This is a genomic window from Agrococcus phoenicis (genome assembly GCF_047302415.1).
Taxonomy (GTDB): Bacteria; Actinomycetota; Actinomycetes; order Actinomycetales; family Microbacteriaceae; genus Agrococcus.
This window is the reverse complement of record NZ_CP154854.1, coordinates 2,652,766-2,678,833: the sequence shown is the minus strand read 5'-3', so window position 1 is coordinate 2,678,833 and position 26,068 is coordinate 2,652,766. Positions and strand designations below refer to the sequence as shown.

At 72.7% G+C, this 26,068-nt stretch carries 26 protein-coding genes; 16 read left to right on the top strand and 10 right to left on the bottom strand.

What is annotated here, in order from left to right; all coding sequences use genetic code 11:
* Positions 1 to 278: 278 nt before the first annotated feature.
* Positions 279 to 1,166, top strand: a complete 888-nt coding sequence (gene erm, locus AA0Z99_RS12895; RefSeq protein ID WP_413317992.1) for a 23S ribosomal RNA methyltransferase Erm — start codon at positions 279 to 281, stop codon at positions 1,164 to 1,166.
* Positions 1,167 to 1,272: 106 nt separating this feature from the next.
* Here the strand turns inward: erm and AA0Z99_RS12890 are convergent, their stop codons facing one another.
* Positions 1,273 to 2,622, bottom strand: a complete 1,350-nt coding sequence (locus AA0Z99_RS12890; RefSeq protein WP_413317990.1) for a cryptochrome/photolyase family protein — start codon at positions 2,620 to 2,622, stop codon at positions 1,273 to 1,275.
* A gap of 125 nt (positions 2,623 to 2,747) precedes the next feature.
* Here AA0Z99_RS12890 and AA0Z99_RS12885 point away from each other — a divergent pair, with 125 nt between their 5' ends.
* From AA0Z99_RS12885 to AA0Z99_RS12875, 3 genes are read left to right on the top strand one after another with little or no spacing between them, the layout of a single operon-like run.
* Entirely contained in the window at positions 2,748 to 3,107 is a 360-nt protein-coding gene (locus AA0Z99_RS12885; RefSeq protein ID WP_413317988.1) for a GntR family transcriptional regulator, read from the top strand.
* Positions 3,104 to 4,003 carry an ABC transporter ATP-binding protein gene (locus AA0Z99_RS12880; RefSeq protein ID WP_413317985.1) on the top strand — a complete coding sequence of 300 codons (900 nt, stop codon included), beginning with the start codon at positions 3,104 to 3,106 and terminating at the stop codon, positions 4,001 to 4,003. The genes AA0Z99_RS12885 and AA0Z99_RS12880 overlap by 4 nt, the downstream gene beginning before the upstream one ends.
* Before the next feature lie 11 nt (positions 4,004 to 4,014).
* A complete protein-coding gene (locus tag AA0Z99_RS12875; protein ID WP_413317983.1) occupies positions 4,015 to 4,734 on the top strand; it encodes a hypothetical protein in 720 nt (239 codons plus the stop codon).
* A gap of 80 nt (positions 4,735 to 4,814) precedes the next feature.
* On the opposite strand, the gene AA0Z99_RS12870 is transcribed toward AA0Z99_RS12875, so the two are convergent.
* Positions 4,815 to 5,201 carry a hypothetical protein gene (locus AA0Z99_RS12870; protein ID WP_413317981.1) on the bottom strand — a complete coding sequence of 129 codons (387 nt, stop codon included), beginning with the start codon at positions 5,199 to 5,201 and terminating at the stop codon, positions 4,815 to 4,817.
* A 206-nt stretch (positions 5,202 to 5,407) separates the two neighbouring features.
* Between AA0Z99_RS12870 and AA0Z99_RS12865 the strand changes: the two genes are divergently transcribed.
* Entirely contained in the window at positions 5,408 to 6,457 is a 1,050-nt protein-coding gene (locus tag AA0Z99_RS12865) for a threonine aldolase family protein (RefSeq protein ID WP_413317979.1), read from the top strand.
* 58 nt (positions 6,458 to 6,515) lie between these two features.
* Here AA0Z99_RS12865 and AA0Z99_RS12860 read toward each other — a convergent pair whose 3' ends face one another.
* Positions 6,516 to 6,680 carry a hypothetical protein gene (locus AA0Z99_RS12860; RefSeq protein WP_413317977.1) on the bottom strand — a complete coding sequence of 55 codons (165 nt, stop codon included), beginning with the start codon at positions 6,678 to 6,680 and terminating at the stop codon, positions 6,516 to 6,518.
* 173 nt (positions 6,681 to 6,853) lie between these two features.
* Between AA0Z99_RS12860 and AA0Z99_RS12855 the strand changes: the two genes are divergently transcribed.
* Genes AA0Z99_RS12855 through AA0Z99_RS12845 form a run of 3 tightly spaced genes read left to right on the top strand, consistent with a single transcriptional unit; the run spans position 6,854 to position 8,414 of the window.
* The gene (locus AA0Z99_RS12855) at positions 6,854 to 7,336 is read left to right on the top strand and encodes a hypothetical protein (protein ID WP_413317975.1); all 483 of its coding nucleotides are present in this window, start codon (positions 6,854 to 6,856) and stop codon (positions 7,334 to 7,336) included.
* On the top strand, positions 7,333 to 7,656 hold the full coding sequence (locus AA0Z99_RS12850) for a transcriptional regulator (RefSeq protein WP_413317973.1): 324 nt from the start codon (positions 7,333 to 7,335) through the stop codon (positions 7,654 to 7,656). Before AA0Z99_RS12855 ends, AA0Z99_RS12850 begins: the two co-directional genes overlap by 4 nt.
* A gap of 44 nt (positions 7,657 to 7,700) precedes the next feature.
* The gene (locus AA0Z99_RS12845; protein WP_413317971.1) at positions 7,701 to 8,414 is read left to right on the top strand and encodes a YdeI/OmpD-associated family protein; all 714 of its coding nucleotides are present in this window, start codon (positions 7,701 to 7,703) and stop codon (positions 8,412 to 8,414) included.
* A gap of 54 nt (positions 8,415 to 8,468) precedes the next feature.
* On the opposite strand, the gene AA0Z99_RS12840 is transcribed toward AA0Z99_RS12845, so the two are convergent.
* The 3 genes from AA0Z99_RS12840 to AA0Z99_RS12830 are packed head-to-tail and all read right to left on the bottom strand — an operon-like array spanning position 8,469 to position 11,096.
* Positions 8,469 to 9,602: an SRPBCC domain-containing protein gene (locus AA0Z99_RS12840; RefSeq protein WP_413317969.1), complete on the bottom strand. Its 1,134-nt coding sequence runs from the start codon at positions 9,600 to 9,602 to the stop codon at positions 8,469 to 8,471.
* 36 nt (positions 9,603 to 9,638) lie between these two features.
* Positions 9,639 to 10,457: an endonuclease/exonuclease/phosphatase family protein gene (locus AA0Z99_RS12835; protein WP_413317967.1), complete on the bottom strand. Its 819-nt coding sequence runs from the start codon at positions 10,455 to 10,457 to the stop codon at positions 9,639 to 9,641.
* 12 nt (positions 10,458 to 10,469) lie between these two features.
* Entirely contained in the window at positions 10,470 to 11,096 is a 627-nt protein-coding gene (locus AA0Z99_RS12830; RefSeq protein ID WP_413317965.1) for a TetR/AcrR family transcriptional regulator, read from the bottom strand.
* 102 nt (positions 11,097 to 11,198) lie between these two features.
* Between AA0Z99_RS12830 and AA0Z99_RS12825 the strand changes: the two genes are divergently transcribed.
* On the top strand, positions 11,199 to 12,716 hold the full coding sequence (locus tag AA0Z99_RS12825; protein ID WP_413317963.1) for an MDR family MFS transporter: 1,518 nt from the start codon (positions 11,199 to 11,201) through the stop codon (positions 12,714 to 12,716).
* A 53-nt stretch (positions 12,717 to 12,769) separates the two neighbouring features.
* Positions 12,770 to 13,732, top strand: coding sequence for an ROK family protein (locus tag AA0Z99_RS12820; protein WP_413317961.1), 963 nt, complete (start codon positions 12,770 to 12,772; stop codon positions 13,730 to 13,732).
* Positions 13,733 to 13,910: 178 nt separating this feature from the next.
* Here the strand turns inward: AA0Z99_RS12820 and AA0Z99_RS12815 are convergent, their stop codons facing one another.
* Positions 13,911 to 15,545, bottom strand: a complete 1,635-nt coding sequence (locus tag AA0Z99_RS12815) for a DEAD/DEAH box helicase (RefSeq protein WP_413320871.1) — start codon at positions 15,543 to 15,545, stop codon at positions 13,911 to 13,913.
* Positions 15,546 to 15,898: 353 nt separating this feature from the next.
* Here AA0Z99_RS12815 and AA0Z99_RS12810 point away from each other — a divergent pair, with 353 nt between their 5' ends.
* Both AA0Z99_RS12810 and AA0Z99_RS12805 read left to right on the top strand, forming a co-directional pair.
* The gene (locus AA0Z99_RS12810) at positions 15,899 to 17,218 is read left to right on the top strand and encodes a cytochrome P450 (protein WP_413317959.1); all 1,320 of its coding nucleotides are present in this window, start codon (positions 15,899 to 15,901) and stop codon (positions 17,216 to 17,218) included.
* 138 nt (positions 17,219 to 17,356) lie between these two features.
* A complete protein-coding gene (locus AA0Z99_RS12805) occupies positions 17,357 to 17,794 on the top strand; it encodes a hypothetical protein (protein WP_413317957.1) in 438 nt (145 codons plus the stop codon).
* Here AA0Z99_RS12805 and AA0Z99_RS12800 read toward each other — a convergent pair.
* Genes AA0Z99_RS12800 through AA0Z99_RS12790 form a run of 3 tightly spaced genes read right to left on the bottom strand, consistent with a single transcriptional unit; the run spans position 17,766 to position 22,236 of the window.
* A complete protein-coding gene (locus AA0Z99_RS12800) occupies positions 17,766 to 19,241 on the bottom strand; it encodes a sugar porter family MFS transporter (protein WP_413317955.1) in 1,476 nt (491 codons plus the stop codon). The genes AA0Z99_RS12805 and AA0Z99_RS12800 overlap by 29 nt on opposite strands.
* 11 nt (positions 19,242 to 19,252) lie before the next feature.
* A complete protein-coding gene (gene map, locus AA0Z99_RS12795) occupies positions 19,253 to 20,029 on the bottom strand; it encodes a type I methionyl aminopeptidase (protein WP_413317953.1) in 777 nt (258 codons plus the stop codon).
* Complete coding sequence (locus AA0Z99_RS12790) at positions 20,026 to 22,236, bottom strand: ATP-dependent Clp protease ATP-binding subunit (RefSeq protein WP_413317951.1); 2,211 nt, start codon at positions 22,234 to 22,236, stop codon at positions 20,026 to 20,028. Before AA0Z99_RS12790 ends, map begins: the two co-directional genes overlap by 4 nt.
* 163 nt (positions 22,237 to 22,399) lie before the next feature.
* On the opposite strand from AA0Z99_RS12790, the gene AA0Z99_RS12785 reads away from it, so the two are divergent.
* The 4 genes from AA0Z99_RS12785 to AA0Z99_RS12770 are packed head-to-tail and all read left to right on the top strand — an operon-like array spanning position 22,400 to position 26,039.
* Complete coding sequence (locus AA0Z99_RS12785) at positions 22,400 to 23,332, top strand: DUF6772 family protein (protein ID WP_413317949.1); 933 nt, start codon at positions 22,400 to 22,402, stop codon at positions 23,330 to 23,332.
* Positions 23,329 to 23,658: a hypothetical protein gene (locus tag AA0Z99_RS12780; RefSeq protein ID WP_413317947.1), complete on the top strand. Its 330-nt coding sequence runs from the start codon at positions 23,329 to 23,331 to the stop codon at positions 23,656 to 23,658. Before AA0Z99_RS12785 ends, AA0Z99_RS12780 begins: the two co-directional genes overlap by 4 nt.
* Positions 23,659 to 23,662: 4 nt before the next feature.
* Complete coding sequence (locus AA0Z99_RS12775; protein ID WP_413317945.1) at positions 23,663 to 24,970, top strand: MFS transporter; 1,308 nt, start codon at positions 23,663 to 23,665, stop codon at positions 24,968 to 24,970.
* Positions 24,942 to 26,039, top strand: coding sequence for a LacI family DNA-binding transcriptional regulator (locus AA0Z99_RS12770; RefSeq protein ID WP_413317943.1), 1,098 nt, complete (start codon positions 24,942 to 24,944; stop codon positions 26,037 to 26,039). The genes AA0Z99_RS12775 and AA0Z99_RS12770 overlap by 29 nt, the downstream gene beginning before the upstream one ends.
* Positions 26,040 to 26,068: the final 29 nt, after the last annotated feature.

Below are 26,068 nucleotides of genomic sequence, written 5' to 3'. Positions count from 1 at the left end.
CCGCTTCGGACGCGCCGCCTACGCTGGCGGCGTGGGAACCATCTGCAGCAGCACCGCCGTCGCGGCGGGTTGCGCTGGCATGTTCGCCAGCTCCCGGCCGCGCCGCCACTGACGGCGCGCTGCTCCCTGAAGCGCTGAGCCCGCCCTGGCCTCGACGACCGCGTCGGCCACGGGCCAACGGCTCGGCCACGCATCCTGAACGCACTGCAGCTCGCCGTTCGCCCTCGCCGGCGCGGCGCCGTTCACGCTGCCCGGCTCCATCGCGAACCGGAGCACCCATGCCACGCACCACCCGTCCAGGCGCCGACCGGCGCACCCGCGCATCCGACCATGCCTCGCGCGCACCGCGCGACCGCCAGCCTGAGCAGCGTCACCCGAACCCGCCCGTCCGAGCCCAGCGCGACGAGCCCGGCAGGCACGAGCTCGGGCAGAACTTCCTGATCGATCGCCGCGTCGTCTCGGCGGTCGTCGAGCGCGTCGCCGCCACGCCCGGGCCGATCCTCGAGATCGGCCCGGGCGACGGCGCCCTGACGCTGCCGCTCGCTCGGCTCGGCCGGCCGATCCTGGCGCTCGAGGCCGATCCGCGCCGCGCGGCGCGACTCGATCGCCGCACACCGCCGGCCGTGCGGATCGAGCACGCCGACGCACTCGCGCACCGCTTCGAGGCGCACCCCCACGTCGTCGTCTCGAACCTCCCGTTCCACCTCACGACCGCGATGCTGCGCCACCTGCTCGACGGCCCGGGGTGGACGGACGCGGTGCTCATCGCGCAGTGGGAGGTCGCCCGCCGTCGAGCGGGCGTCGGCGGTGCGACGCAGCTGACCGCGCAGGCGGCGCCGTGGTTCGAGTTCGCGCTGCTCCAGCGCATCCCGCGGCACGCGTTCAGGCCCGCGCCCCAGGTCGACGGCGGCCTGTTCACCATGCACCGGCGAGCCGCGCCGCTCGTGCCGAGCAGCGAGCGGAGGGCCTACGCCGCGATGGTGGCGCGCGTCTTCCGCAGCCGCGGTGCCGGGCTCGCCCGCATCCTGCCGGCGGCAGGGGTGCTGCCGCCTGCGGAGGCGAAGCGGTGGCTGCGCGAGCGGTCGCACGCGGCCGGCGGCCTCCCGCGCGATCTCGCCCCCGAGGACTGGGCCGACCTGTGGGCCGCACGCGGTCGCCTTCGCTGAGGTCGGTCCGGCGCTGTCAGCGGTGCCCGGAGGCGCTGCCGCAGCGAGGCTCGGGGCGCTTCGGTGCACGGTCGCGCACCGGTGCGGCACTGCGCAGCGGGGCGCCTCAGGGGCGCGCGGCCTCGTAGCGGGCGAGGGCCTCCTGGCGCTCTGCCGCGTGGTCGACGATCGGCTCGGGGTAGCCGTCGTCGTAGCCGTCCGCGGCCTTCCAGGGCTCGTGGGCGGATGCGCCGCTCAGGTGTCGCAGCTCCGGCACCCACCGCCGCACGTAGGCGCCGTCGGGGTCGAACTTCTTGCCCTGCAGGATCGGGTTGAAGACCCGGAAGTACGGGGACGCGTCGGTGCCCGTGCCCGCCGTCCACTGCCAGCCGTGGTTGTTGGAGGCGAGGTCGCCGTCGGCGAGCAGGTCGAGGAAGTGCCGGGCGCCGACGCCCCACCACACGTGCAGGTCCTTCGTCAGGAAGCTCGCGGTCAGCATGCGCAGCCGATTGTGCATCCAGCCCTCCGCCTGCAGCTGCCGCATGCCCGCGTCGACCATCGGGAAGCCGGTGCGCCCCTCCTGCCAGGCGCGGAAGCGCTCGTCGGGCTCGTCGTACGCCATCGAAGCCAGCTGCTCGCTGTAGTCGTGCCAGGCGGAGCGCGGCTGGTGCCACAGCACGTCCGCGTAGAACTCGCGCCACGCCAGCTCGGTGCGGTAGCGCAGCATGGACCGCTGCCCCGCCTTGCTGCGCGAGTGCGCGACGCGGTCGAGGTCGGCGAGCAGCGTGCGCGGGTGCACGGCGCCGAGCTTGAGCGCGACCGACATGCGCGAGGTGTCGTCGAGGTCGGGCCGGTCGCGATGCTCGTCGTAATCGTCGATCGGGCCGTCGAGGAACTCGGCCCAGCGCTCGAGCGCGGGCTCCTCGGCCGCCCAGTCGAGCGTGGCCGACACCTCGGGCACCGCGGGCAGCCCCTCGCCCTCGACGCGGCGCACCCAGCGCGGCGCGGGCGCCTCCGCTGGCGCTCGCCAGCCGTGCTCGAGCCACGCCCGCGAGAAGGGCGTGAACACGCGATAGGGGTCGCCATCGCCCTTCCGCACCCGCCCGGGCGAGACGGCGTACGGCGTGCCGGTGGCCACGAGCGGCACGTCGAGCGCTCGCTCGACGGCCCGGTCTCGCCTGCGCCCGAGCGGCGTGGTCTCCCCGGAGACGTGCACGGCGCTCGCCCCGGCCTCCTCCACCAGCGCAGGGATCACCTGCTCGGGCTTGCCCGAGCGCACGATGAGCGCGCCGTCGGTGGCCGCGTGCAGCGCGTGCAGCGCGGTGAAGAGCGCCGCGGTGCGTGCGCTGCCCGCGCGCTCGAACGAGGGGTCGAGCACGAACACCGGCAGCACCTCGCCCTCCTCGGCAGCGGCCACGAGCGCGGGGTGATCGCGCACCCGCAGGTCGCGGCGGAACCAGACGAGCTGTGCAGGCATGACGGCAGGCTACCCGCGACATCCGGTCGTCCCCTTGACACCTCGTTGCTTGCGTGGTTCATTAGTGGAGTAATGAACCAACGGAGCGAGATGCGCAGCTCGGTCCAGACCCCCAGGAGGCAGTCATGCTCGACGAGAGCAAGCCGCTCTTCCAAGCCGTTGCCGAGCAGATCGAGGACGGGATCCTCGACGGCACGTACCCGGAAGACAGCCAGGTCCCCTCGACCAACGAGCTGGCCGCCTTCCTCCGCATCAACCCCGCCACCGCCGGCAAGGGCCTCGGGCTCCTCGTCGACGCGGATGTGCTCACCAAGAGGAGAGGGATCGGCATGTTCGTCGCTCCAGGCGCCCGCGAAGCACTTCGCCAGCGCCGCAAGTTCGCATTCCAGGACCAGTACATCGCACCGCTGCTGCGCGAGGCAGCACAGCTCGGCATCACCGCCGACGAGCTCGCGGGCATGATCACGAAGGAGGCATCGCGATGACCGCCATCGTCACCACCGACCTCACGAAGCGCTACCCGGAGGTCGCAGCGCTCTCGGGTGTCTCGATCCGCCTCGAGGAGCACCGCATCCACGGCCTCCTCGGCCGCAACGGCGCTGGCAAGACCACGCTCATGCAGCTGCTCACCGGTCAGGTCTTCGCGACCGACGGCGACATGCAGGTGCTGGGCGCGAGCCCGGTGGAGAACGTCGAGGTGCTCTCGCAGACCGCCTTCATCCAGGAGAGCCAGAAGTACCCGGACACCTTCCGCGCCATCGACGTGCTCCGCATCGCCGCCGGCGCCTACCCCAACTGGGATCAGGCGTACGCCGACCGGCTCGTCGAGCAGTACCGGCTGCCCGTGAAGCGCCTCATCAAGAAGCTCTCCCGCGGCCAGCTCTCGGCCATCGGCATCGTCATCGGCCTCGCCGCCCGCGCACCGCTGACCTTCTTCGACGAGCCCTACCTGGGGCTCGACGCGGTCGCACGCCAGATGTTCTTCGACGACCTGCTCGCCGACTACACCGCGCATCCGCGCACGATCGTCCTCTCGACCCACCACATCGACGAAGTCGCGAACCTGCTCGAGCACATCGTGATCCTCGACCAGGGCAAGGTGCTGCTCGAGGCCGACACCGACGACCTGCACGACGCGGCGATCACCGTGTCAGGCCGCGCACAGGCGGTGGATGCGTTCCTGTCCGGCCGCGAGGTGCTGGAGCGCAAGGTGCTCGGCACGCTCGCCACCGCCACCTTCACCCCGCACGACGGCGACGAGCTCGCCGCGCGCGAGGCCGGCCTGGACATCAGCCAGGTCTCCCTGCAGGCGCTCTTCGTGCACCTGACCACCGCCAACGCGGCAACCGCCGCCGACCGCGCCGACCGCGCGACCATCTGAGAGGAGTCGTCATGCGCATCCGCAACGTCGTCCAGCTCCACATCGTCAACAAGATGCAGGCCTTCGGCTGGCCGCTGCTCATCATGCTGTTCTCGCTCGCGATCGTGCTGGTGATCGGCGCGCTCGTCGGCAACCTCGGCGGCCCTGAGGCGCGCGAGGGCATGAACATGGGCATGCAGTACAACGGGGCGATCTTCGCGCTCCTGGGCCCGCTCATCGGCTTCGGCTTCACCGCGATGGGGCAGTACTTCCCGCTCGCGCTCGGGCTCGGCCTCACGCGCCGCGAGTTCGCCGCCGGCACCGCGCTCGTCTTCCTCGGCAACGCCGTCTTCTACGCCGGCATCATCACGATCGGCAAGGTCATCGAGGTCGCGACCGGCGGCTTCGGACTCTCGATCCGCTTCTTCGACGTCGCCTACACGGGGCTCGGCGAGTGGTGGCAGACGCTGCTGCAGACCTTCCTGCTCATCATCATGGTGATGCTCGTGGGCGCTGCCATCACCACCGCGTTCCAGCGCTGGGGCCAGCCGTTCCTCTGGGTCTTCTGGCTGAGCCTCGCGGTCGTGGTCGTGGGCGTCGTCGCCGGCTTCCTCCTCTCCGAGGGCTTCCGGAGCTTCGGCCTCGCGGTCGCCGGGATGGGCTGGCTGCCCTGGATGGGCGTGACCGCCCTGGTCGCGCTCATCGGCGCCGCGGTGTGGCTGACGCTCGTGCGACGGGCGCAGGCCCGCTGACGCCGGCACCGACATCAGCAGAGCGCCCGCCCCGCACCTGCGGGACGGGCGCTCTGTCGGCGTCGGTCGGATGCCTCGGCTCAGCCGAGCGGGTCGGCCTGGTCGGGCTGCTCGTCGCCGTCGGCGTCGTGCTGGCCAACATCGATGCCCGCGGCACCGGTGCCGTGCGCAGGCGACTCGGCCGGCTGCACGGGCGAGCCCTCGTGCGGCCCGCCGCCGCGCGCGCCGGACGCGCCGAGGCCGTGGATCGGCGACTCCGCCTCCTGCACCGGTGAGCCCGCGCCGTCATCCGAGGCCCCCAGCCCGTGCACGGGCGAGGCGGCGCCCTCCACGGGCGAGCCCTGGCCCGACTCCGAGGGGCCGGTGCCGTCCTCGGGCGAGGCGGCGCCGTCGTACTCCTGACCGTGCGCGTGGTCGTGGTCGTGGTCGTTCGCTCCGTCGTGCTGCGACGTCTCGTGGTGGTCCATCTGGTTCTCCGTTCCGCTGGGAGCTGCGCCGGATGGCGCCGCGGTCGACACGGGTTGCCCCGCACGTCTCTGTGCTGTGGTGCTGCCGTGCTGTGGTGCTGCCGCCATTGTGCACCGCGCGGCTGTGCGCCTGTACCCCGGGATCTGCGCCCCGCATCCGCCCGCCGCTCGCAGCCCGCCCGCCCGGCGTCTGCGAGGATCGTGAGGTGCAGACGCTCCACGATCCCCACCGCCGCGGCTTCGCCTCCGACAACTACTCCGGTGTGCACCCCGAGGTGCTCGACGCGATCGCCGCGGCCAACGGCGGCCACCAGACCGCCTACGGCGCCGACGACTACACCGCTCGGCTGCAGCAGGTCGTGCGCGAGCGCTTCGGCGAGCAGGCCGCCGTGTTCCCGGTCTTCAACGGCACGGGCGCCAACGTCGTCGCGCTGCAGTCGCTGCTGCCACGCTGGGGCGCGGTGATCGCCGCGAAGAGCGCCCACATCAACGTCGACGAGGGCGGCGCCCCCGAGCGCGTCGGCGGCATGAAGCTGCTCACCGTGGACACGCCCGACGGCAAGCTGACCCCGGCGCTCGTCGAGCAGGAGGCGTGGGGCTGGGGCGACGAGCACCGGGCGCAGCCGCTCGCGGTCTCGATCACCCAGTCGACCGAGCTCGGCACGCTCTACACGGCCGACGAGATCCGCGCGCTGGCGGATCACGCGCACGAGCACGGCATGCTGCTGCACCTCGACGGGGCGCGCCTGTCGAACGCGGCGGTCGCGCTCGGGCAGCCGCTCCGCGCCTTCACGACGGATGCGGGCGTCGACATCCTCTCGCTCGGCGGCACGAAGAACGGCGCGATGGGCGCCGAGGCCGTCGTCACGCTCTCGGCCAGGGCGGGCGAGGGCTTCGTCTACCTGCGCAAGCTCAACATGCAGCTCGCATCGAAGATGCGCTTCATCTCCGCCCAGCTGATCGCGCTGTTCGAGGGCGACCTGTGGCAGCGCAACGCCGCGCACGCGAACGCGATGGCGGCCCGCCTGCGTGCCGCCGTCGAGCCGCTCCCGGGGGTCGAGCTCGCCTACCCGACGCAGTCGAACGGCGTCTTCGCGCGCCTGCCGGAGGGCGTCGCCGACGCGGTGCGCGACAGGTTCTCCTTCTACGACTGGAACGCATCCGCTCGTGAGGTGCGGTGGATGTGCACCTGGGACACGACGGAGGCAGACGTGGATGCGCTGGCGGCGGCCGTGCAGGAGGCCGTCGGCGCGTAGGCACGAACGAAGCCCCGGCGGTATTCCGCCGGGGCCACGTCGATCCTGGGTCAAGCGATCAGAGCTCGCGCTCCTCGGGGCGCACGTCGCCCGTCGCTGCGCCCGGCTTGTCCTCCGGGACCACATCGCCGGCCCACGGCTCGTTCTCGCCCGAGGCGGGGCCGTCCGGGTTGGCGGTGTCGACCTCCGGGTCGTTCGACGGCTTCGCGTCGCTGTCAGTCATGGTGCCTCCGCTCGACGTGGGGCTGCGACTGTCGTCGCCGCCCGGTTGTACCCCATTGTGGCCCTCACGCCGGGGAAGTCAACGGGCTCGCTCACAGGTTGACCTGCAGTGCGCGAGGACGGGCGCGGCGATGTGACTTGCCGATCGCGCATGTCATCCATAGACTTGTCGACATGGAAAACGACCACCGCGCAGGCACCCCCACCCCGGACGAGGCGCGCGCGACCCTGCGAGGGCTCGACGACGACGGCGCCGCCCTCGCCGAGCGCGTCGTCACGCCGCCCTGGTACCACCCGGTGCTGGCGCTCTTCGTCGCGACCTTCGTGGTCTCCACCGCCATCCCGGGCCCCGCCTCGATGGTGGTGCTGGCGATCGCCGTCGTCAGCCTCGTGCTGGTGGTGATCGCCTACCAGCGCACCTACGGGGTGGCGACGAGCCAGCCCGCCGGGCCGCGCACCCGCCGGATCATGGGCGCCATGATCGCGATCATGGTCATCTGCATGCTGAGCAGCCTCGTGATCAAGTTCACCGAGGTCTCGCCGTGGTGGTCGCTCATCCCGGCCGTCGTCGCGGGCGCGCTCACCTTCGTCCTGGGACGCGCCTACGACGCGCGGCTGCGCAGCGAGCTGGGGCAGAACGCCAGCGCTCGCGCATGAGCAGGAAGGTCGCGCCGGCGTTCAGCGAGGTCATCCACTCCCCCGTGCGGCTGCGCATCGCCGGCCTGCTGCGTCGGGTCGACGAGCTCGAGTTCGCGGTCGTGCGCGACACCCTCGGCATCGCCGACGCCAACCTGTCGAAGAACCTCAGGGTGCTGGCGGATGCGGGGCTCGCCTCGGTGCGCAAGGAGCCGTCACCGCAGCGCGCGGATGCGCGGCGCCTCACCTGGGTGTCGCTCACGCCGAGCGGCAAGGCAGCGCTCGAGGGGCACCTGGCTGCGCTCGCCGAGATCGCCGGCGGCGAGACGGGTGGCGGCTGAACCCCCTCGGGCGCGGCGTGGGCGGCTGCTGGCATGCTGACGGCATGCAGCAGCAGATCCGCACGCCGGGCGGCAGCGACGAGCGGCCAGCGGTGTTCTTCCGCGACGCGGCAGCGTTCCGCGCCTGGCTCGAGGCGCACCACGAGACGGCGACGGAGCTCTGGATGGGCCTCAACGCCAAGCACGTCTCGCCTCGCGGTCTCACCTGGGCCGAGGCGGTGCCCGAGGCGCTCTGCTTCGGCTGGATCGACTCGCTCTCGCAGAAGATCGACGATGACGCGCGACGCCAGCGCTGGACCCCGCGCAAGGCCGGCTCGAACTGGTCTGCCGTCAACGTCGCCCACGTCGCGCGCCTGACGGCGGCGGGGCGGATGCACCCGGCAGGCATCGCGGCCTACGAGGCGCGCCGGGAGGACAGGACGGCCGTCTACTCGTACGAGACGAACCCCGAGGCGCTGCCGCCCGAGCTGCAGCGCCACGTCGACGCGAGCCCGGCTGCGACGGCCTTCTTGGCGGCGGCGACCGCGAGCTACCGCCGCACCGCGATCGGCTGGGTGCTGGGCGCGAAGCGCGAGCAGACCCGCGAGCAGCGCGCGAAGCAGCTCGCCGACGACTCGGCAGCGGGCCGCCTCATCCCTCCGCAGCGCTACGGCGCGACCCCGCGCTGGGTCGAGCGCGCCGCTGCAGCAGCCGACGCCGCTGCATCCGCCGCCGCCGCATCCGCCGAGACCGCCTCACCCGCCGAGCCCGACCACTGAGGAGCGCGCCGGTCGCTGCGCGGCCCGCGCCAGGAGACCGAACCGCCCGGACCCCTACGGCCGGAGATGCGCCGCCAGCTTCGCCAAGGACGACCCCAGCCCCAGCTCGTGGTCGGCCTGCGACACCCCCTCCGGCACCCCCGTGGCCGCGACGGTCACTCGGGTGGCGGCACCGACCGGCTCGAGCATCCACGTCATCGTCATCTCGCCGCCGAAGCGCTCATCGTCGGAATCGAAGACCACGCGCTGCACGACCCGGCGATGCGGGACGAGCTCGACGAAGGTCACCCTCGACACATCGGTGTCCTCGCTCGTCTTCGCATCCACGGGCGCCTCGAACCGCAGCTCCATCTCGAACCCTCCGCCCACCGCGGCGCCACCCCACTCGATGCGGCCGACGGCCCCCTCGGGCGGCAGCCACACCTCGAGCGCCGCAGGATCGAGCAGCGCCGCGTAGACCTGCCAGGCCCCTGCCTGCACGACCGTCGAGGCCCGATCCACCCGCCCTGCCTCTCGCGTCGACGGCCTGCTCGCGCGCCCCTCGGCGATCGCCCGCACCATCGCGGCCAGCGCCAGCGCGAGGTCGTCGAAGGTGAGGCCCCTGCCGTCGTGCGTGACGCCGGATGCCGGCGCCGGCGCATTCGCGTCGGTCTCGGCTCCGACCGTGGCAGCCCCGCGCGTGCGCACCGCCGGCACGTGCACGAAGCCGCCCGGCGCCGGCAGGCCCGCGACCCGGTAGGCGATGTGGTTGCAGAGGAAGCGCCCCGCGTCGTCGCTGACGTCAGCGGGCAGGCCGACGGCGAGGATCGCCGAGACCAGGGCGTCGACGTCGAAGCCGGAGCCGCGCCGCTCGGGCCCGTCGGGCTCGATCGCGGTGCCGAGCGGCTGGCCGCCGGTGTTGTCGGGGATCCAGGCGAGGTCCTCGTTCACGCCCCAGCGCTCGGGCGTGATCGCGCGGCGGCCTCCCGCCTCGCCGACCGCCAGGACCGCATCCGGAGCGTGCTGCGCGATGAGCGCCTCGAGCGCGGGGCCGGCGTCGGCGAAGGAGACGGGCAGCACGCCGGTCGCGAGCTCGACGCCGGGCTGCGGGTCAGCGGCCCAGGCCGCGGCCAGGCGTCGCACCGCCTCCAGGCTCGCGTTCTCGGGGTCGCCGCCGAAGGGCTCGAAGCCGGTCACCAGGATCCTCATGCGCACCATCCTGCCGCGGGCCGGCCGGGAGCGGCCTCACCGCGACCGCCGCCCTCCCCGCTCCCGGGCGGCGGCGTCGTCGCCGAGCTGCACGAGCACGGGCAGGTGATCCGAGATCGCCGGCCGCTCGACGGGGAGCTGCATGGCGGGCGGCAGCGAGGCCGCCTCGTCGGGGATCCCGAGCGCGTGGTCGAGCTGCACGAGCGGGCTCGGCATCGGGTAGGTGGCGCCGCGAGCGAGCATCGTGACGCCGGCGCCCGCGATGGCGCGCACGAGGCCGCGCGGCAGGTTGAGGTCGCCGAGCAGGATGCGCGGACCGGGCAGCGCGCGCAGCCACGGCAGCACCTGCCGCAGCTGCCGCGCGTTGGCGCCCGGCACGAACGTGAGGTGCGCGCTCGCGACGGTGATCGGCCCGAGCGGCGCGTCGATGGTCGCCGCGATCGCTGCGCGCGGCTCGTCGTCGATCCAGTGCACGGTGCGCGCGCGCACGTCGACGACCGGTGCGCGGAACGAGGATGCCGGCTCGAGCCGCAGCGCGTGCCAGCGCACCACCGGGTGCCGTGAGAGCAGCGCGATCCCGTAGGCGTTCGGCGTCGCATCGAGGTCGGCGTCGTCCGCCGGTCTCCACGACCGCGCGGGATCGCCGATGAGGGTCGGCTGGAACCGCCACTCGGTCGCGCCCATCGACTCGGCGGCGAGCGCGGTGAGGTCGAGCGAGCCCGAGCGCGGTTGACCGCGGTCGACCTCCTGCAGCGCGAGCACATCGGCGTCGAGCGCCGCGATCGCCTGCGAGAGGCCGTCGGCATCGACGCGACCGTCGGCCCGCGCCACGCCGTGCTGCAGGTTCCAGCTCACCACTCGCATGCTTCAGTCGCCGGGCGAGTCGTCGGCGGGCCGCATCGCGGCGAAGACCACGTCGAGCAGCCGCAGGCGCTCGTCGAGCGGCAGTGCGCGCGGCTCGCTCTCGCGGGTGACGGCGTTCAGCCCGGCGAAGGCCGCGCCGACCAGGGCGCGATGGCGCACGACCTCCTCGACCGGGGCGACGCCGCCCTCCGCGCGGCCCCGGGCCAGCAGCCGCTCGGTGACCGCCTGCTCGAGGTTCGAGAAGCGGTTCAGCACGATCCCCGTGAGCACCGGGGCGCCCTCGGCGATGCGCTGCACCTTGGCTGCCCACTCGCCCTGGGCCTGCGGACTGCTCTGCGCGATGGTGTCGGTGATCACGGTGCGCAGCGACTCCCACGGCGACTCGTCGAGCGGGCGCGCGTCGATCGCCTCGAGCACGCTCTGCGCCGTGCGGTCGAAGTGCAGGAACAGCACCTCGTCCTTCGTCGCGAAGTAGCGGAAGAACGTGCGCTGCGAGATGCCGACGGCCTCAGCGACGTCGTGCACGGTCGTCGCCTCGTAGCCGCGCTCGAGGAACAACCGCTCCGCCACCTCCGCGATCTCCTGCTGCACGGCGCGCCGAGCGAGGTCGCGCGTGGGTGATCGGGTCATGTCCGAGACCGTAGCAGGCAGACAAGTTCGGCGCTTCGTGCTTATACTGTCAGTGACTGACATGTTCGGATGCTCGTGTCAGCAGTGAAGAGGGAGAGGGCGATGACCGCGGTCGAGCAGCGCATCGAGTCGGAGCAGGTCGAGGACGCCGGGCAGCGCAGGCGCGTGGCAGCGCTGATCGGCACGCTGGTGGCCGGCGCGTTCGTCATGATCCTCAACGAGACGGTGATGGGCGTCGCCCTGCCGGCCGTCATGGAGGACTTCGGCGTCACCGCCGCGGCCGGCCAATGGCTGACGACGATCTTCATGCTCACGATGGCGATCGTCATCCCCATGACCGGCTTCCTGCTCCAGCGATTCTCGGCGCGGGCGATCTTCATCGCGGCGCTCGTGCTGTTCACCATCGGCACCGGCATCGCCGCCTTCGCCCCGGCATTCTGGGTCCTCCTCGTCGCCCGCGTCGCACAGGCGAGCGGCACCGCGGTCATGATGCCGCTGCTCACCACCACCATCCTCAGCTCGGTGGCGCCCGAGCGTCGCGGCCGCATGATGGGCCTCATGGCGATCGTCATCTCGGTCGCGCCGGCGCTCGGCCCGCCGCTGTCGGGCTTCGTCATCACCCTCGCCGGCTGGCGTGCCGTCTTCCTCGTCGTCCTGCCGATCGCCGTGCTCGTGCTCGTCGTCGGCGCCGCGCTGATCCGCGGCGGCACGGCGCCCGGCAGCGGCCGCTTCGACATCCTCAGCGTCCTGCTCTCGACGGCGGCGTTCGGCGGCCTGCTCTTCGGCCTCGGCAGCATCGGCGAGGCCGCCAGCGGCCACGGCAGCGGCCTGCTGCCCGTCGTCGCGATCGCCATCGGCGCCCTCGCGCTCGCGCTCTTCGTCTGGCGCCAGCTGCGGCTGCAGCGCACCGACGCGGCGATGCTCGACCTGCGCACCTTCACCTACCGACCGTTCTGGGTCGGCATCGTGCTCCTGCTCGTGGCGATGGCGTCGCTCTTCGGCGCCCTCATCCTGCTGCCCCTCTACCTGCAGAACGTCCGCGGCCTCGCTCCGCTCGACACCGGGCTGGTCACGCTGCCGGGCGCGCTGCTCATGGGCATCGCGGCGCCGTTCATCGGCGCGCTGTTCGACCGGGTGGGCCCGCGCCCGCTCGTCATCCCGGGCTCCGTGGTGCTCAGCAGCGGCCTGCTGCTGCTCGCGCTCGTGAGCGACGCGACCCCGATCTGGGGCATCGTGCTCGCGCACGTCACGCTGAGCGCGGGCCTGGCGCTCATGATGACGCCGCTGATGACGAGCGCCCTCGGCTCGCTCCCGCCGCGGCTCTACTCGCACGGCAGCGCGACCACCAGCACGCTGCAGCAGTTCGCCGGAGCCCTCGGCACCGCGGTCTTCGTGACGATCATGTCGGTCGGTGCGGCCGATGCCGCGAGCGCGGGCCTCGACCCGGTCGCGGCGCAGGGCCAGGGCATCCACCTCGCCTTCGTCGCCGGCGCGGTCGCGTCGCTGCTCGCGATCGTCATCGCCTGCTTCGTGCGCCGCCCCGCGGAGCCGGTAGCGGCCACCGAGGCCGCGGCCCCGAGCGCCGTCGAACCGGCCGCATCCACCGATCGCCGGGGCTGAGGCGCTGCGACGCGCGGTGCGGGGCGGATGCGCGCGTACGGCAGGATTGGCCCGTGACGATCGCAGGCCTCGATGTTGGCGGGACGAAGATCGCGGGCGTCGCGCTCGCCGAGCGCGGCAGCGCGCCGCCCTCGTGGACCCTGGACGACGTGCTCGCGCGCAGCCACCGCACCCACACCATCGACGGGCCAGCATCGCTCGTCGACGAGGTCGAGGCCGCCGTGCGCGAGCTCGACGGGCAGCTCGCGGCCGCCGGTCACGCGCCCATCGCCTCCGTCGGCCTCGCGATCGCGGCGTGGATGACGCGCGACCGCGAGACGGTCATCTGGGCGGCGCACCTGGGCGTGCGCGATGCGCAGGTGCGGGCGTTGCTCGAGCAGCGCCTGGGCATGCCGGTCACGATCGACAACGACGCCAACGGCTACCTCGTCGGCGAGGCGGCGATGGGCGCGGCGGCGGATGCGTCGTCCTCGATCCTGATCGCGCTCGGCACCGGTGTGGGCGGCGCCTACGTCGCCGACGGCCGACCCCTGATCGGGGCCAACGGCCTCGGCGCGGAGCTCGGCCACGTCACGGTGCTGGAGTCGGGGCCGCCGTGCTCATGCAGCGCGCACGGCTGCCTCGAGGCATTCGCGGGCGGCAACGCCCTGCGGCGGGAGGCGGCCTCGGTGCCGGCTGCCCTGGCGCTGGCCGAGGACGGCGTGCCGACGGCCGCGCACCTCGCCGAGGCTGCCAGGGCCGGTGACGAGCGGGCGCTCGCGGCGATGGCGCACGCGGGCTGGGCCGTCGCCGCGGGGCTGCGGCGGCTGCTGCCCGCGTTCGATCCCGAGGTCGTCGTGCTCGGGGGCACCGTGATGCTGGCGTGCGCCGACCTGCTGCTGCCGGTCATCGAGCGCGAGCTGGCCGAGCACGCGCCGCTGCAGGGCGTGCCGCAGCCGCGCCGCCTGGTGCTCGCGCAGCTCGGCGGCCACGCCGCCGCGATCGGCGCCGCCGTGCTCGCCGCGCCGCCGCGCTGACCCGCCCCGCGCCCCGCGCCCCGCGCCCCCGCAGAGTTGCAGCGACTGGTGGTCCCGCTGCCGCTCAGCCGACCGAACGCTGCAACTCTGAGGGGCCGACGCGGGGCGGGAGGTGCCCGAGACAGCGACAGCGCCCCTCCGGCGGACCGGAGGGGCGCTGTGCAGTGCTTCGAAGGGCTCAGCCCTGCGCGCGACGCGGGGCGCGGCGCTGGCCGCCGCCCGAGCGGGCGCCGGACTGGCCGTCCTGCAGCGAGCCGCCGCCGGCCGACGACCACGCGACCGACGAGCCGCCGCGCGGCGCGCCCTGGCGCTGACCGCCCTGGCGAGCCGGCTGGCCGGCGCGGGCGCCGCCCTGGCCTCCGCGACCACCCTGACCACCGCGACCGCCCTGGCCGCCGGCCGCGGGTGCCTGCTGGCGCTGCTTCGTCTCGGGGCGACCCGATCGATCCCTGCGGGGACGGTCGGCGCGAGCCTCGCCGCCGCCGGCGCTGTGCGCGCCCGAGCCTGCGACGCCGTCGCGGGCTGCGCGCTTGCGACGAGCGTTGGCGCCCTGCGACGTGCCGCCGCCACCGCGCTGCTGCGGCAGCTCGTTGCCCGAGCCGGGGCCGCCGGGGACGGGTGCCACGTGGGGCGCGTACGGCCCGACCAGCACGTCCACCGCATCCGATGCGGCCGTGACGATCTGAGGCTGCACCTTGATGTCAGCCTTGCGCAGCAGCGTCATCGTGTCGCGGCGCTGGGCGGGCAGCATGACCGTGGCCACGTCGCCCTCCGAGCCCGCGCGCGCCGTGCGGCCCGAGCGGTGCAGGTACGCCTTGTGCTCCATGGGCGGATCGACGTGCACGACGAGCTCGACGTTGTCCACGTGCACGCCGCGAGCAGCGACATCCGTCGCCACCAGCACGCGCACGGTGCCGTCGGAGAACTGCGCCAGGTTGCGGTCGCGGGCGTTCTGCGACAGGTTGCCGTGCAGGTCGACGGTGGGGATGCCGGATGCGGTGAGGTGCTTCGCGAGCTTCTTCGCCTGGTGCTTGGTGCGGGTGAAGAGGATGCGACGGCCCATGCCGGAGGCGAGGCGGCGCACGAGCAGGTTCTTGTCGTCGGGGGCGACCTCGAAGACGTGGTGCGTCATCGCGGCGACGGGCGAGTTCGCCTCGTCGACCGAGTGCATGACCTCGTTGGTGAGGAAGCGCTTGACCAGCTTGTCCACGCCGTTGTCGAGCGTCGCCGAGAACAGCAGGCGCTGGCCGGAGGCGGGCGTCTTGTCGAGGATCTTCGTGACGACCGGGAGGAAGCCGAGGTCGGCCATGTGGTCGGCCTCGTCGATGACGGTCATCTCGATCGCCTGCAGCGACGCGATGCCCTGCTTCATGAGGTCTTCGAGGCGACCGGGGCACGCGACGACGATGTCGACGCCGTTGCGGAGCGCGGTCTCCTGCGGGCGCTGCGAGACGCCGCCGAAGATGGTGGTGACCGTGAGGCCCGCGGCCTTGGCCAGCGGTGCGATCTCGGTCGCGATCTGGGTGGCGAGCTCGCGCGTCGGCGCGAGCACAAGACCGAGCGGCAGGCCCTTGCGGCGGCCGCCGCCGGCGAGGTCGCCGGAGAGGCGTGCGACCAGCGGGATCGAGAACGCGAGCGTCTTGCCCGAGCCCGTCTTCCCGCGGCCCAGCACGTCGCGGCCCGCGAGGGTGTCCGGCAGCGTGTCGGCCTGGATCGGGAACGGGCGCTCGCGGCCAGCGGCGCTCAGCGCGGCGACCAGCTTGGCGGGCACGCCGAGCTCGGCGAAGGTCGTGGTGACCTCGGGGGTGGTGATGTCGGTCAAGGTTGCTCTTTCTGTGAGCGTGCGCGCGCATCCTGGTCCGCACACTCGTGCGGTCGGGCCCGTACGGGGCCAGAGAGGGGTGGATGCGTCGACGCAGTTCGGCGAGCGCGGCGGTGGCCGCGATCGTTCGCCGTGGAAGGTTCATCGACACCCGAGGATCTCGGATGGAGAGAGGAGCGTTCAACGACGCTGGGCTGATGCCCATCTGGCGAGCTGGCAGCGATGCCCTGCTCGCGCAGTGCCTCCATCGTAGCAGGTGGGGTCTGACATCGGCAGGATGGGGGACATACGGGGTGCGGTCAGGCGATCTCGTTAGCGTCGAGGGCGACGGAAGGACGACCTCCATGACGCACGCCCGCTCCGCCGATGACACGATCCCCTTCGTGCTGCGCGGCTACGACTTCACCCGCTCGGTCTGGCGACGCGCCCGCAGCGCCACGGCGCGCGCCATCCCCATGCGCCTGCTGCTCGACGACGGGCTGCTGGTGCGCGGCCGCGAGGGCGTCGAGCTCTTCTACGACGGGGGTCGGATGCGCCGGCACGGCGCGATGCCGGCGTTCGTGCAGGAGACGCTGTTCGGGCACGGCTCGGTGCACTCGCTCGACGGGGCCGAGCACAAACACCGCAAGGCGACGTTCCTGGACGTGGCGTACGAGGACGAGCAGGTCGAGCGGCTGCTGCCGCACCTCGAGCGGGAGTGGCGGAGCGAGGTGGAGGCGTGGGCAGCCGGCGGTGAGCGCTCGGCCTACGACGCGGCGGTGGGCGCCCTCGGTCGCGCGGTCATGCGCTGGGCGGGCCTGCCGGGCACCGCGGCGGCGAAGACGCGCTGGGCGGCGAGGGAGGCGCAGATCGTCGACGGCTTCGGCGTGCCCTACTCCCCGGAGTTCGCGCTCGCCGTGCTCAACCGCCACTGGTGCGATCGGCACGCGAGGGAGTTGATCGAAGCGGTGCGCGCCGGCACCGTCGAGGCCGCGGAGGGCTCTGCGCTGCACGCCTGGGCCTGGCACCGCCGCCCCGACGGCGAGCTGCTGGAGCCGAAGCTCGCCGGCGTCGAGCTGCAGAACGTGCTGCGCCCGATGATCGCCGTCGCCCGCTTCGTCGCCTTCGCCGCGAAGGCGCTGCACGAGCGCCCCGAGTGGCGGGCCCGGATCGCAGCGGAGGCGGCGGAGCGCGGCCGCCTGACGGAGGGCCCGCTCGCGGTCGCCTTCGCGCAGGAGCTGCGGCGCACCGCCCCCTTCGTGCCGATGCTGCCCGCCGAGACGCTGACCGAGGTCGAGCTCGACGGCGAGCGGCTGCCCGCGGGCCACCGCGTGTTCCTCGACATCCAGGGCACGAACCACGATCAGGCGGCGTGGGAGCGCCCGCGCGAGTTCGATCCCGAGCGCTTCGTGGGCCGCGACGACTGGGAGTCGATCCCCGAGTTCATCCCGCACGGCGGGGGCCACCCCGCCACCGGTCATCGCTGCCCGGGCGAGAAGCTCGCGATCGCCGGGCTCGCTGCGGCGGTCGCGGCGCTCAGCGACCCGAGGGTGCGGATCCTCGCCGAGGGCCTCGACGTGAACCGCCGCCGGCTCCCCACGAAGCCGGCCTCCGGCGGCCGCGTGCGCAGCGCATCCGCCCCTTCGTCCTCGGCGCAGCCCCAGGCGAAGTGCCCGTTCCACTGACGCTCGTGCGGTGAGGCCGCCGCCTGTGGACTGCGCCCTGGCCGGAGACGGCGGCCCCGGATAGCCTGAGCCACACCAGGGGGTCATGCAGCGACCGTCGCTGACCCGCCCCCCGCATGACGGACGAAGGGGCTCGCGATGGCACCCACCGACGACCGGCCGGTGAGCGAGCGCGAGCCGCTCCAGCAGCGCACGGCACCGGAGGCGGCGCGGATGGTCGTCGAGCGCGCGAGCGAGCGGCCGAGCGCGCGCCGCTCGGTCGTCGGCATCGCGATGCTCGTCGCGGGCATCGCCGCGGTGGCCGCAGGCCTCATCGGGCTCGGCTCGCGCGTGCTGCCGACCGCGCGCGCCGTGCGCGACACGACGCTCGACCCGGTGGCGACCTTCTTCATGGGCACGGCGGGCTCGACCGGCGAGCTGGTGCTGGCCATCGTGCTCATCGCGCTGGTGCCGGTGGGCATCGTGCTCGGGTGGCTCGGCTATCGGCACCTGGTCGACGACGGTCCCTCGCTCGCGGCCGTGCACCAGTCGAACTCCCCGAACGCGGTCATGAGCCAGGGCGGGGAGGGCTGGTAGCGGCCCGGCGGTGGCGCGAGAAGACCGCGCCGCTGGCGATGTCGGCCTCGAGCGACTCGAGCGTGCGGCCCCGGGTCTCCGGCACCTGCGTCGCGATGAACGCGAGCGCGAGCGCACCGACGCCGGCGAAGAGGAAGAAGCTGCCCGTGATGCCCACCCCCGCGACCAACGAGGGGAAGCCGAGGGCGATCGTGCCGTTCGCGATCCAGTGCGCGAAGACCGCGACACCGATGCCGACGCCGCGCATGTGCAGCGGGAAGACCTCGGAGAGGTAGACCCACGTCGCGACGTTGAGGAACGTCTGCATGGAGCCCACGAACGCGACGACGAGCACGAGGATCACCCACGGGCGCAGCGGGTCGCCGGGCGCGAGCAGCATCGAGGCGCCGCCGATCAGCAGGTGGCAGGCGGTGGTCAGCGAGAAGCCGGTGAGCAGCGTCGTGCGCCGATCGAGCCGATCCATGAGGCGCAGCGCGACCAGGCCGCCGACCACGGCGATGACGCCCGGCGCGATGTTGGCGATCAGGGCCGCCGACTGCTCGAAGCCGGCCTCGACGAGCACAGAGCTGCCGTAGTACATGATCGCGTTGATGCCGGTGAGCTGCTGCGCCACGCCCACGCCGATGCCGACCAGCAGGATGCGCGCGAGCCAGCGGCTGCGCAGCACCGCCCGCAGCCCGGTGCGCACGCCCGGGGCCTCGCGCTGCGCAGCGGCCACCAGCTCGACCTCGCCGAGCTCGGCGACCGCGCGATCGTCGGCGCGCACCGAGCGGAGCACCGCGAGCGCCTCGTCGCGCCTGCCGCGCTCGGCGAGCCAGCGCGGCGACTCGGGCATGCGCAGCATCCCGACGAAGAGGGCGATCGCCGGTAGCGCGCAGACGGCGAACATGATGCGCCAGACGCCGTCGAGGTGGCCGAGCGCGACGCCCAGCACGGCGTTCACCGTGAAGGCGGCCAGCTGCCCCGTGACGATCGCGACCTCGTTGCGGCCCGAGATCGATCCGCGGATCTCGTAGGGCGCGAGCTCCGACAGGTAGACCGGCACGACCGTCGACGCTCCGCCGACCGCGAGCCCCAGCAGGATGCGGCCGAGGACGAGCACGGCGAAGCCGGGAGCGAGGACCACCACGAGCGTGCCGATGAAGAAGACGACCGCGAGGGCGACGAGCACCGTTCGGCGACCGAGCGCATCCGACAGCCGACCGCCGACGAGGGCGCCGAACGCGGCGGCGAACACGAGCGAGCTCGTCACGATGCCCTCGGTCAGGGCGTCGAGGCCGAGCTCGGCGCTCATCGGGCGGAGCGCGCCGTTGATGACGCCGGTGTCGTAGCCGAACAGGAGCCCGCCGAAGCACGCGATGATCGAGATGACGCCGAGCCGTCGGCGGTGCGGGCCGGGCGTGAGCGGCGGCAGCGCCGGTGCGCGCGACAGCGTGTCGCCGGTCACGATCGGGGCGCCTAGCGCTGCGTCGGCAGCGTGAGGATCTCGGCGGCGCCGTCGGTGATCGCGATGGTGTGCTCGGAGTGCGCCGTGCGGCTGCCGGTCGCGCTCCGCAGCGTCCAGCCGTCGGCGTCGGTGACGAGCACGTCGGTGTCCGCCATCACCCACGGCTCGATCGCGAGCAGCATGCCGGTGCGCAGCGGCACCCCGCGGCCGGGCCGGCCGTCGTTGGGGATGTGCGGATCCTGATGCATGGTGGTGCCGATGCCGTGGCCGCCGAAGTCGGTGTTGATCGCGTAGCCGGCGTCGCTGAGCACCGTGCCGATCGCGTGCGAGATGTCGCCGGTGCGACCGCCGGGCACCGCTGCTGCGATGCCCGCTGCGAGGGCGCGCTCGGTGATCGCGATGAGGTCGCGGCTCTCGGCGTCGCCGGCGCCGCCGACGACGAAGCTGATGGCCGCATCGGCGGCCACGCCGTCGAGCAGCACCGCGAGGTCGAGCGTGAGCAGGTCGCCGGCGGCGAGCCTCTGGTCGCGCGGCTTGGCGTGCAGCACCGCATCGTTGACGCCCGTGCAGATGTAGTGGCCGAAGGGGCCGTCGCCGAAGGACGGCGCGTAGTCGACGTAGCACGATCGCGCGCCGGCCTCCTCGATCATCGCCTTGGCCCAGCGGTCGATCTCGAGCAGGTTCGTGCCCGCCGCCACCCGGCCCTTCAGGGCGTGCAGGATGTCACCGACGAGCGCGCCGGTCTTCCGGCCGCGGGCGACCTCGGCGGGGCTCAGGATCTCGATCATCCCTCCATCTTCTCGTCTCCGGCGGGATCGAACGACCACTGCGCGGGGCGCTCGGCCCCTGCCGGCCCCACCCACAGCCCGGTGCCGTCGGGCGCGACGTCGACGGCGACGGTGTCGCCGTCGCGCACCTCGCCCGCCAGCAGCGCCCGGGCGAGCCTGTCGTCGATCTCGCGCTGCATGAGCCTGCGCAGCGGCCGCGCGCCGTACATCGGGTCGTAGCCGCGCTCGCTCAGCCACTGCCGCGCCGCATCGGTCACCTCGACCGTGAGGCGCCGCTCCGCCAGGCGGCGGTCGAGGCCGCCCACCTGGATGTCGACGATCGAGCCGAGCTCCTCGGCGCTCAGCGCGTCGAAGATGACGATGTCGTCGAGCCGGTTCACGAACTCCGGCTTGAACGCCGCGCGCACGGCACCCATGACCTGCTCGTGGGCCTGCGCCTGCGGCACCGTCGGGTCGGTGAGGAACGCCGAGCCGAGGTTGGAGGTCAGGATGAGGATGGTGTTGCGGAAGTCGACCGTGCGGCCCTGGCCGTCGGTGAGGCGCCCGTCGTCGAGCACCTGCAGCAGCAGGTCGAAGACCTCGGGATGCGCCTTCTCGACCTCGTCCATGAGCACGACCGAGTAGGGGCGGCGCCGCACGGCCTCGGTCAGCTGCCCGCCCTGCTCGTAGCCGATGTAGCCGGGAGGGGCGCCGACGAGGCGCGCGACGGAGTGCTTCTCGCCGTACTCCGACATGTCGATGCGCACGAGCGCCTTCTCCTCGTCGAAGAGCAGCTCGGCGAGCGCCTTCGCGAGCTCGGTCTTGCCGACGCCGGTGGGGCCGAGGAAGAGGAACGAGCCGGTGGGCTGGTCGGGGTTCGAGACGCCCGCGCGAGAGCGTCGCACGGCGTCGGCGACCGCGGAGACCGCCTGGCGCTGGCCGACGACGCGGTGGGCGAGCGCGTCCTCCAGCGCGAGCAGCTTCTGCGTCTCGCCCTGCATGAGCCGGCCGACGGGGATGCCCGTCCAGGCGGCGACGACCGACGCGATGTCGTCGCTCGAGACCTGATCGCCGACCATCCGGGCGCCCGCCTCGGCGGCGCTCGCCTCGGCCTCTGCGACCTGGCGCTCGATCTGCGGGATCTCGCCGTAGAGCAGGCGGCTCGCCCGCTCGAGGTCGCCGTCGCGCTGCGCACGCTCAGCGCGGTTGCGCAGCTCGTCGAGCGATTCGCGGAGCGAGCCGATGCGGTTGAGGCTCGCGCGCTCGGTCTGCCAGCGAGCGTCGAGCTCGGTGAGCTGCGAGCGCTGCTGCTCGAGGCTCGCCTCGAGGGCGGCCAGGCGCTCCTTCGAGGCCTCATCGCGCTCGCGCTTGAGCGCGAGTCGCTCGATCTCCATGCGGTCGACGGTGCGGCGCAGCTGGTCGATCTCGGTGGGGGCCGAGTCGATCTCCATACGCAGGCGGCTCGCGGCCTCGTCGATGAGGTCGATCGCCTTGTCGGGCAGCTGGCGGGCGGTGATGTAGCGGTTGGAGAGCGACGCGGCGGCGACGAGCGCGCTGTCGGCGATCGTCACCTTGTGGTGGGCCTCGTAGCGCTCCTTGAGCCCGCGCAGGATCGCCACGGTGTCCTCGACGCTCGGCTCGCCGACGTAGACCTGCTGGAAGCGGCGCTCCATGGCCGCGTCCTTCTCGATGAACTCGCGGTACTCGTCCAGCGTCGTCGCCCCGATGAGCCGCAGCTCGCCGCGAGCCAGCATGGGCTTCAGCATGTTCGACGCGCCCTGGCTGCCCTCCGCGGCACCGGCGCCCATGATGATGTGCAGCTCGTCGATGAACGTGACGATCTGCCCCTCGGCCTTGGCGATCTCGGCGAGCACGTTCTTCATGCGCTCCTCGAAGTCGCCGCGGTACTTGCTGCCGGCGATCATGGCGTTGACGTCGAGCGAGACGAGCCGCTTGCCCTTCAGGCTCTCGGGCACGTCGCCCGCGACGATGCGCTGGGCGAGCCCCTCGACGACGGCTGTCTTGCCGACGCCGGGCTCGCCGATCAGCACCGGGTTGTTCTTGGTGCGGCGCGAGAGCACCTGACTGATGCGTCGGATCTCGCTGTCGCGCCCGATCACCGGGTCGAGCTTGCCTGCGCGCGCGATCGCGGTCAGGTCGGTGCCGAACTGCTCGAGCGCCGAGCGCTGGTCATCCTGATCCGGCAGCATGCCGCCCATCCGTGCCATCGATTCCCCCATCGATCAAACTTGAGTGGTGTTGACTCAAGTTTACTCGATGTGCCGGGCGCGCGCCATGCCGCATTCCCGCTTGACACCTCATGAGCCCTCGGCTACAAATGGTAAATCGTTTGTTCATTGCATGCGACGCTCCAACTGAAGGACATCGAGGATGATGCACGCAGCCCCGCCGGTCGGCTACTCCGATCCGCTCCCGCGAGTGCTCGCGGCCGACGACTTCGACACCGGGACCTGCGGATGGCTCGACCTCCGCCCGAACTTCGTCGCACCCGACTTCCGAGAGCACTCGACCGACATCGACCTCATCCACTGGGGCCCGACGATGCTCAGCTCGGCGACCTTCGCGTTCGGCGGCACGCACGGCTCGGCGCACGGCACCTACTCGCTGAAGGTCTCGAGCCGGGCGTCAGCGGGGCCCGTGACCGCGCCCCCCGCCCCGGGCTCGATGGGCTTGGCGATCAAGCGGCTCTCCGAACCGTTCGGCGTGCGCCGCCTTCGCGTCGAGGCCCTCCTCGCCTACAAGGTCGAGCAGGATCGCCCGGGCCTCGGGGTCGACGACCTGCGTGCCTTCGGCATGTTCATCGACCTGCAGGACGAGGAGCACCGCTGGATGCCCGGCGTGCGGTACGTCAACGCGCTCGACGGCACGCCCGTCCGCCGGTGGCAGTACTTCACCGAGACGGAGGCCACCGATGTCGAGTGGAGCTATGGCGTCGACGGCTGGCACAAGGCGGGCATCGATCCGCAGTGGTTCGGCGAGCGCGCCGCAGATGGCTCGACGGCTGCGACCGCGTGGTTCGAGCCGGGGTCGCAGCGCATGATCTACAACGAGTCCGACGACAAGCTCAACTGGATGCCGATCGCGCTCACGATCGACGTCGCGGCGCGACGCTACGAGTCGTTCCGCGTCGGCAGGCGGGAGCATCGCTTCCCCCCGGGCGCTCGCCCGACGCTCGCGCCGGCCTACGCCGACATCGAGGGACTGCTGAACCCCGTGCTCTTCGTCGAAGCGGACACCGATCGCCGCGTCTCGCTCTACGTCGACTCCGTCGTCGTGTCGGTCGAGACGGAGCCGGTCGCGTGAGGTCGTTCGCGAGCTCCGTCGTCGAGCTGCGCCAGCGCTTCGAGTCCGACGTCCAGACGCATCCCTTCGAGTGCGGCTGGGCCGATGAGGCCATCTTCTTCGTCAGCCTCCACGACCCGGCTCCGGGTACCGTGCTCGACCTCCGCGTGCAGCTGAGCCCGGACGGCATCCGCTGGCATGAGGAGGGCTCGACGCTGCGCGTGGAGCGCGATGGGTACGTCCGCGTGACGCACTTCGGCGGGTTCCTGCGCCTTGCAGGCTCCGCCTCGGACCGCGGGGGCGCGACCCCGGTCACCATCTCGGTTCGCCTCGCGCTGAAGGGATGAACCCATGATCCGCATCCACAAGGCCACGGTGGGCGCCACCGTCGGCACTGCCCTCGAGTGGTACGACTTCTCGCTCTACGCCACCGCGAGCGCGCTCGTCTTCCCCGCCGTCTTCTTCCCCTCGCAGGATGCGCTCACGGCCACCCTCGCGTCGTTCGCCACCTTCGCGGTCGGCTTCTTCGCGCGACCCGTGGGCGGCATCATCATCGGCACCCTCGGCGACCGGTACGGGCGCCGGCAGATGCTCTTCCTGACGCTGTTGCTCATGGGCATCTCGTCCACGCTCATCGGCCTGGTGCCGGACTACGCGACCATCGGCGTCGCCGCTCCCGTGCTGCTGATCGTGCTGCGCGTGCTGCAAGGGTTCGGCGCGGGGGGCGAGTACGCCGGCGCCACCCTGCTGGCGGCCGAGCACTCCTCGTCCGCATCGCGCGGGCTCAACGCCTCCATCCCCGGCGCGGGCAATGCCGTCGGCGCGCTGCTCGCGACGGGAGTGCTCACGCTGCTCAGCACGGCGCTCCCGCAGGAGCAGTTCCTCGCGTGGGGTTGGCGCATCGCTTTCCTCCTCAGCGTCGCCGTCTGCGTCGCGGGCATCCTGATCCGCCTCCGCCTCCAGGAGAGCCCCGAGTTCACAGCGTCGAAGGCAACGCGCGACGTGCCTCGCGTCGCCCTCGGCGAGCTCTTCCGCTCGTCGGGTCGCCGAGTGCCCCTCGCGATGCTCGCGAGCATCGGGCCGAACGTCGCGAGCTACCTGCCCTCGGTCTACGCCCTCACCTACCTGGCCTCGACCGTCGGAGCGCCGGCGTGGATCGGACTGACCGGCATCCTCATCGGCAACCTCCTGAAGCTCATCACGATCCCGACAGCAGGCTGGATCAGCGACCGCCTGGGACGGCGACCCGTGTTCCTGGCTGGCGCGATCGGGGCTGCAGTGCTGATCTTCCCGTTCTTCTTCCTGCTCGACACGGGGACACCCATCCTCGTGTGGATCGCACTCGTGCTGATCTTCACCCTGTGCAACGACGCGATGCTGGCCGCGCAGTCGGGATTCATGTCGGAGCTGTTCGACGTGCGCCATCGCTACACGGGCGTGACCTTCAGCCGCGAGATCACCGGCGCGCTCGTGGGCGGCACGCTGCCGTTCGTCGCTGCCAGCCTGACCTCGGCTGCCGGCGGGGACTCGTGGCTCGTCGCGCTGTACTGCGTCGTGCTGATGGTGCTCGCGGCGATCGGCATGCTGCTGCTGCCCGAGACGCGCGCACGTGCGATCGCAGGGCAGCAGCATGAGGTGGAGCCGGCGCACCAGGCATAGTGGACGTGTGCATCCGCCCGACGAGCGCAGCCCCGCGCCCCCAGCGCGCCTGGCCGACGTCGCGGCAGCAGCAGGGGTGTCGCCTGCGCTGGTCTCGCGGGTGCTGAACGGTGATGAGCGCGTGCGTGCTGCAGCAGGCACCAAGCGACGCATCATCGACGCAGCGGCGAGGCTCGGCTACGTCCCGAACGTCGCGGCGCGAGGGCTCAGGGCCAGTCGCACCGGTCTCGTCGGGCTCGTCGTGCACGACCTCTCCAGCCCGATCTACCTCGAGCTCATGCACGGTGCGCGGGTCGAGGCCGCCGCCAGAGGATGCTTCCTGGTGCTGGGAGACATCGACGAGCTGGTGCGCGATGAGGCCGCGTACACGATCCTCGTCAGCGGTCGTCGTGTCGATGGCCTCATCGTCCAGGGCGGCCACGGCGAGTTCGATCGTCGCATCGCCGACATCGCACGATCCGTGCCGACCGTGGTGGTCAACGCCCCCGCGAGCGCGGATGAGCGGCCGGTCGCGCACGTCGTCCTCGACGAGGCAGGTGCGACACGGCGCCTCGTTGAGCACCTGTTGACGCTCGGGCACACGCGGATCGGGCTGGTGTCGGGCCCCCGGGACTCGACGACGAATCGGCTCCGGGAGGAGGGGATGCGCGGCGCGCTCGACGATGCTGGGCTGGCTCTGCTCGACGACGACCTCGTGCACGGCGACTGGTCGGCAGAAGCCGGTCGCGCAGGTCTCGCCGCCCTCGTCCGTCGCTGGAGAGGTGGCGAGGATCGACCCACGGCACTGATCGCGGGCAACGCCATGATCGCCATCGGCATCCTCGGCGCCGCCCACGAGCACGGCCTCCAGATCCCCCAAGACCTCTCGGTCGCAGGCGTGCATGACCCGTGGATCGCGGAGCACGTGGTGCCCTCCCTCACGACCGTGCGCCTCCCGCTTCGGGAGATGGGCGAGATCGCCGTTCGCCGCTTGCTCGACGACCCCGGTTCCGTCGCCACGACGACCGTCGAAGAGCCAGCGCCCCTGCTGTTCGCTCGCAGCTCGACCGCGCCTCCGCAGGCGAGGTGACCGAGGCCTGACGGGCGCCTCGCTCCGCC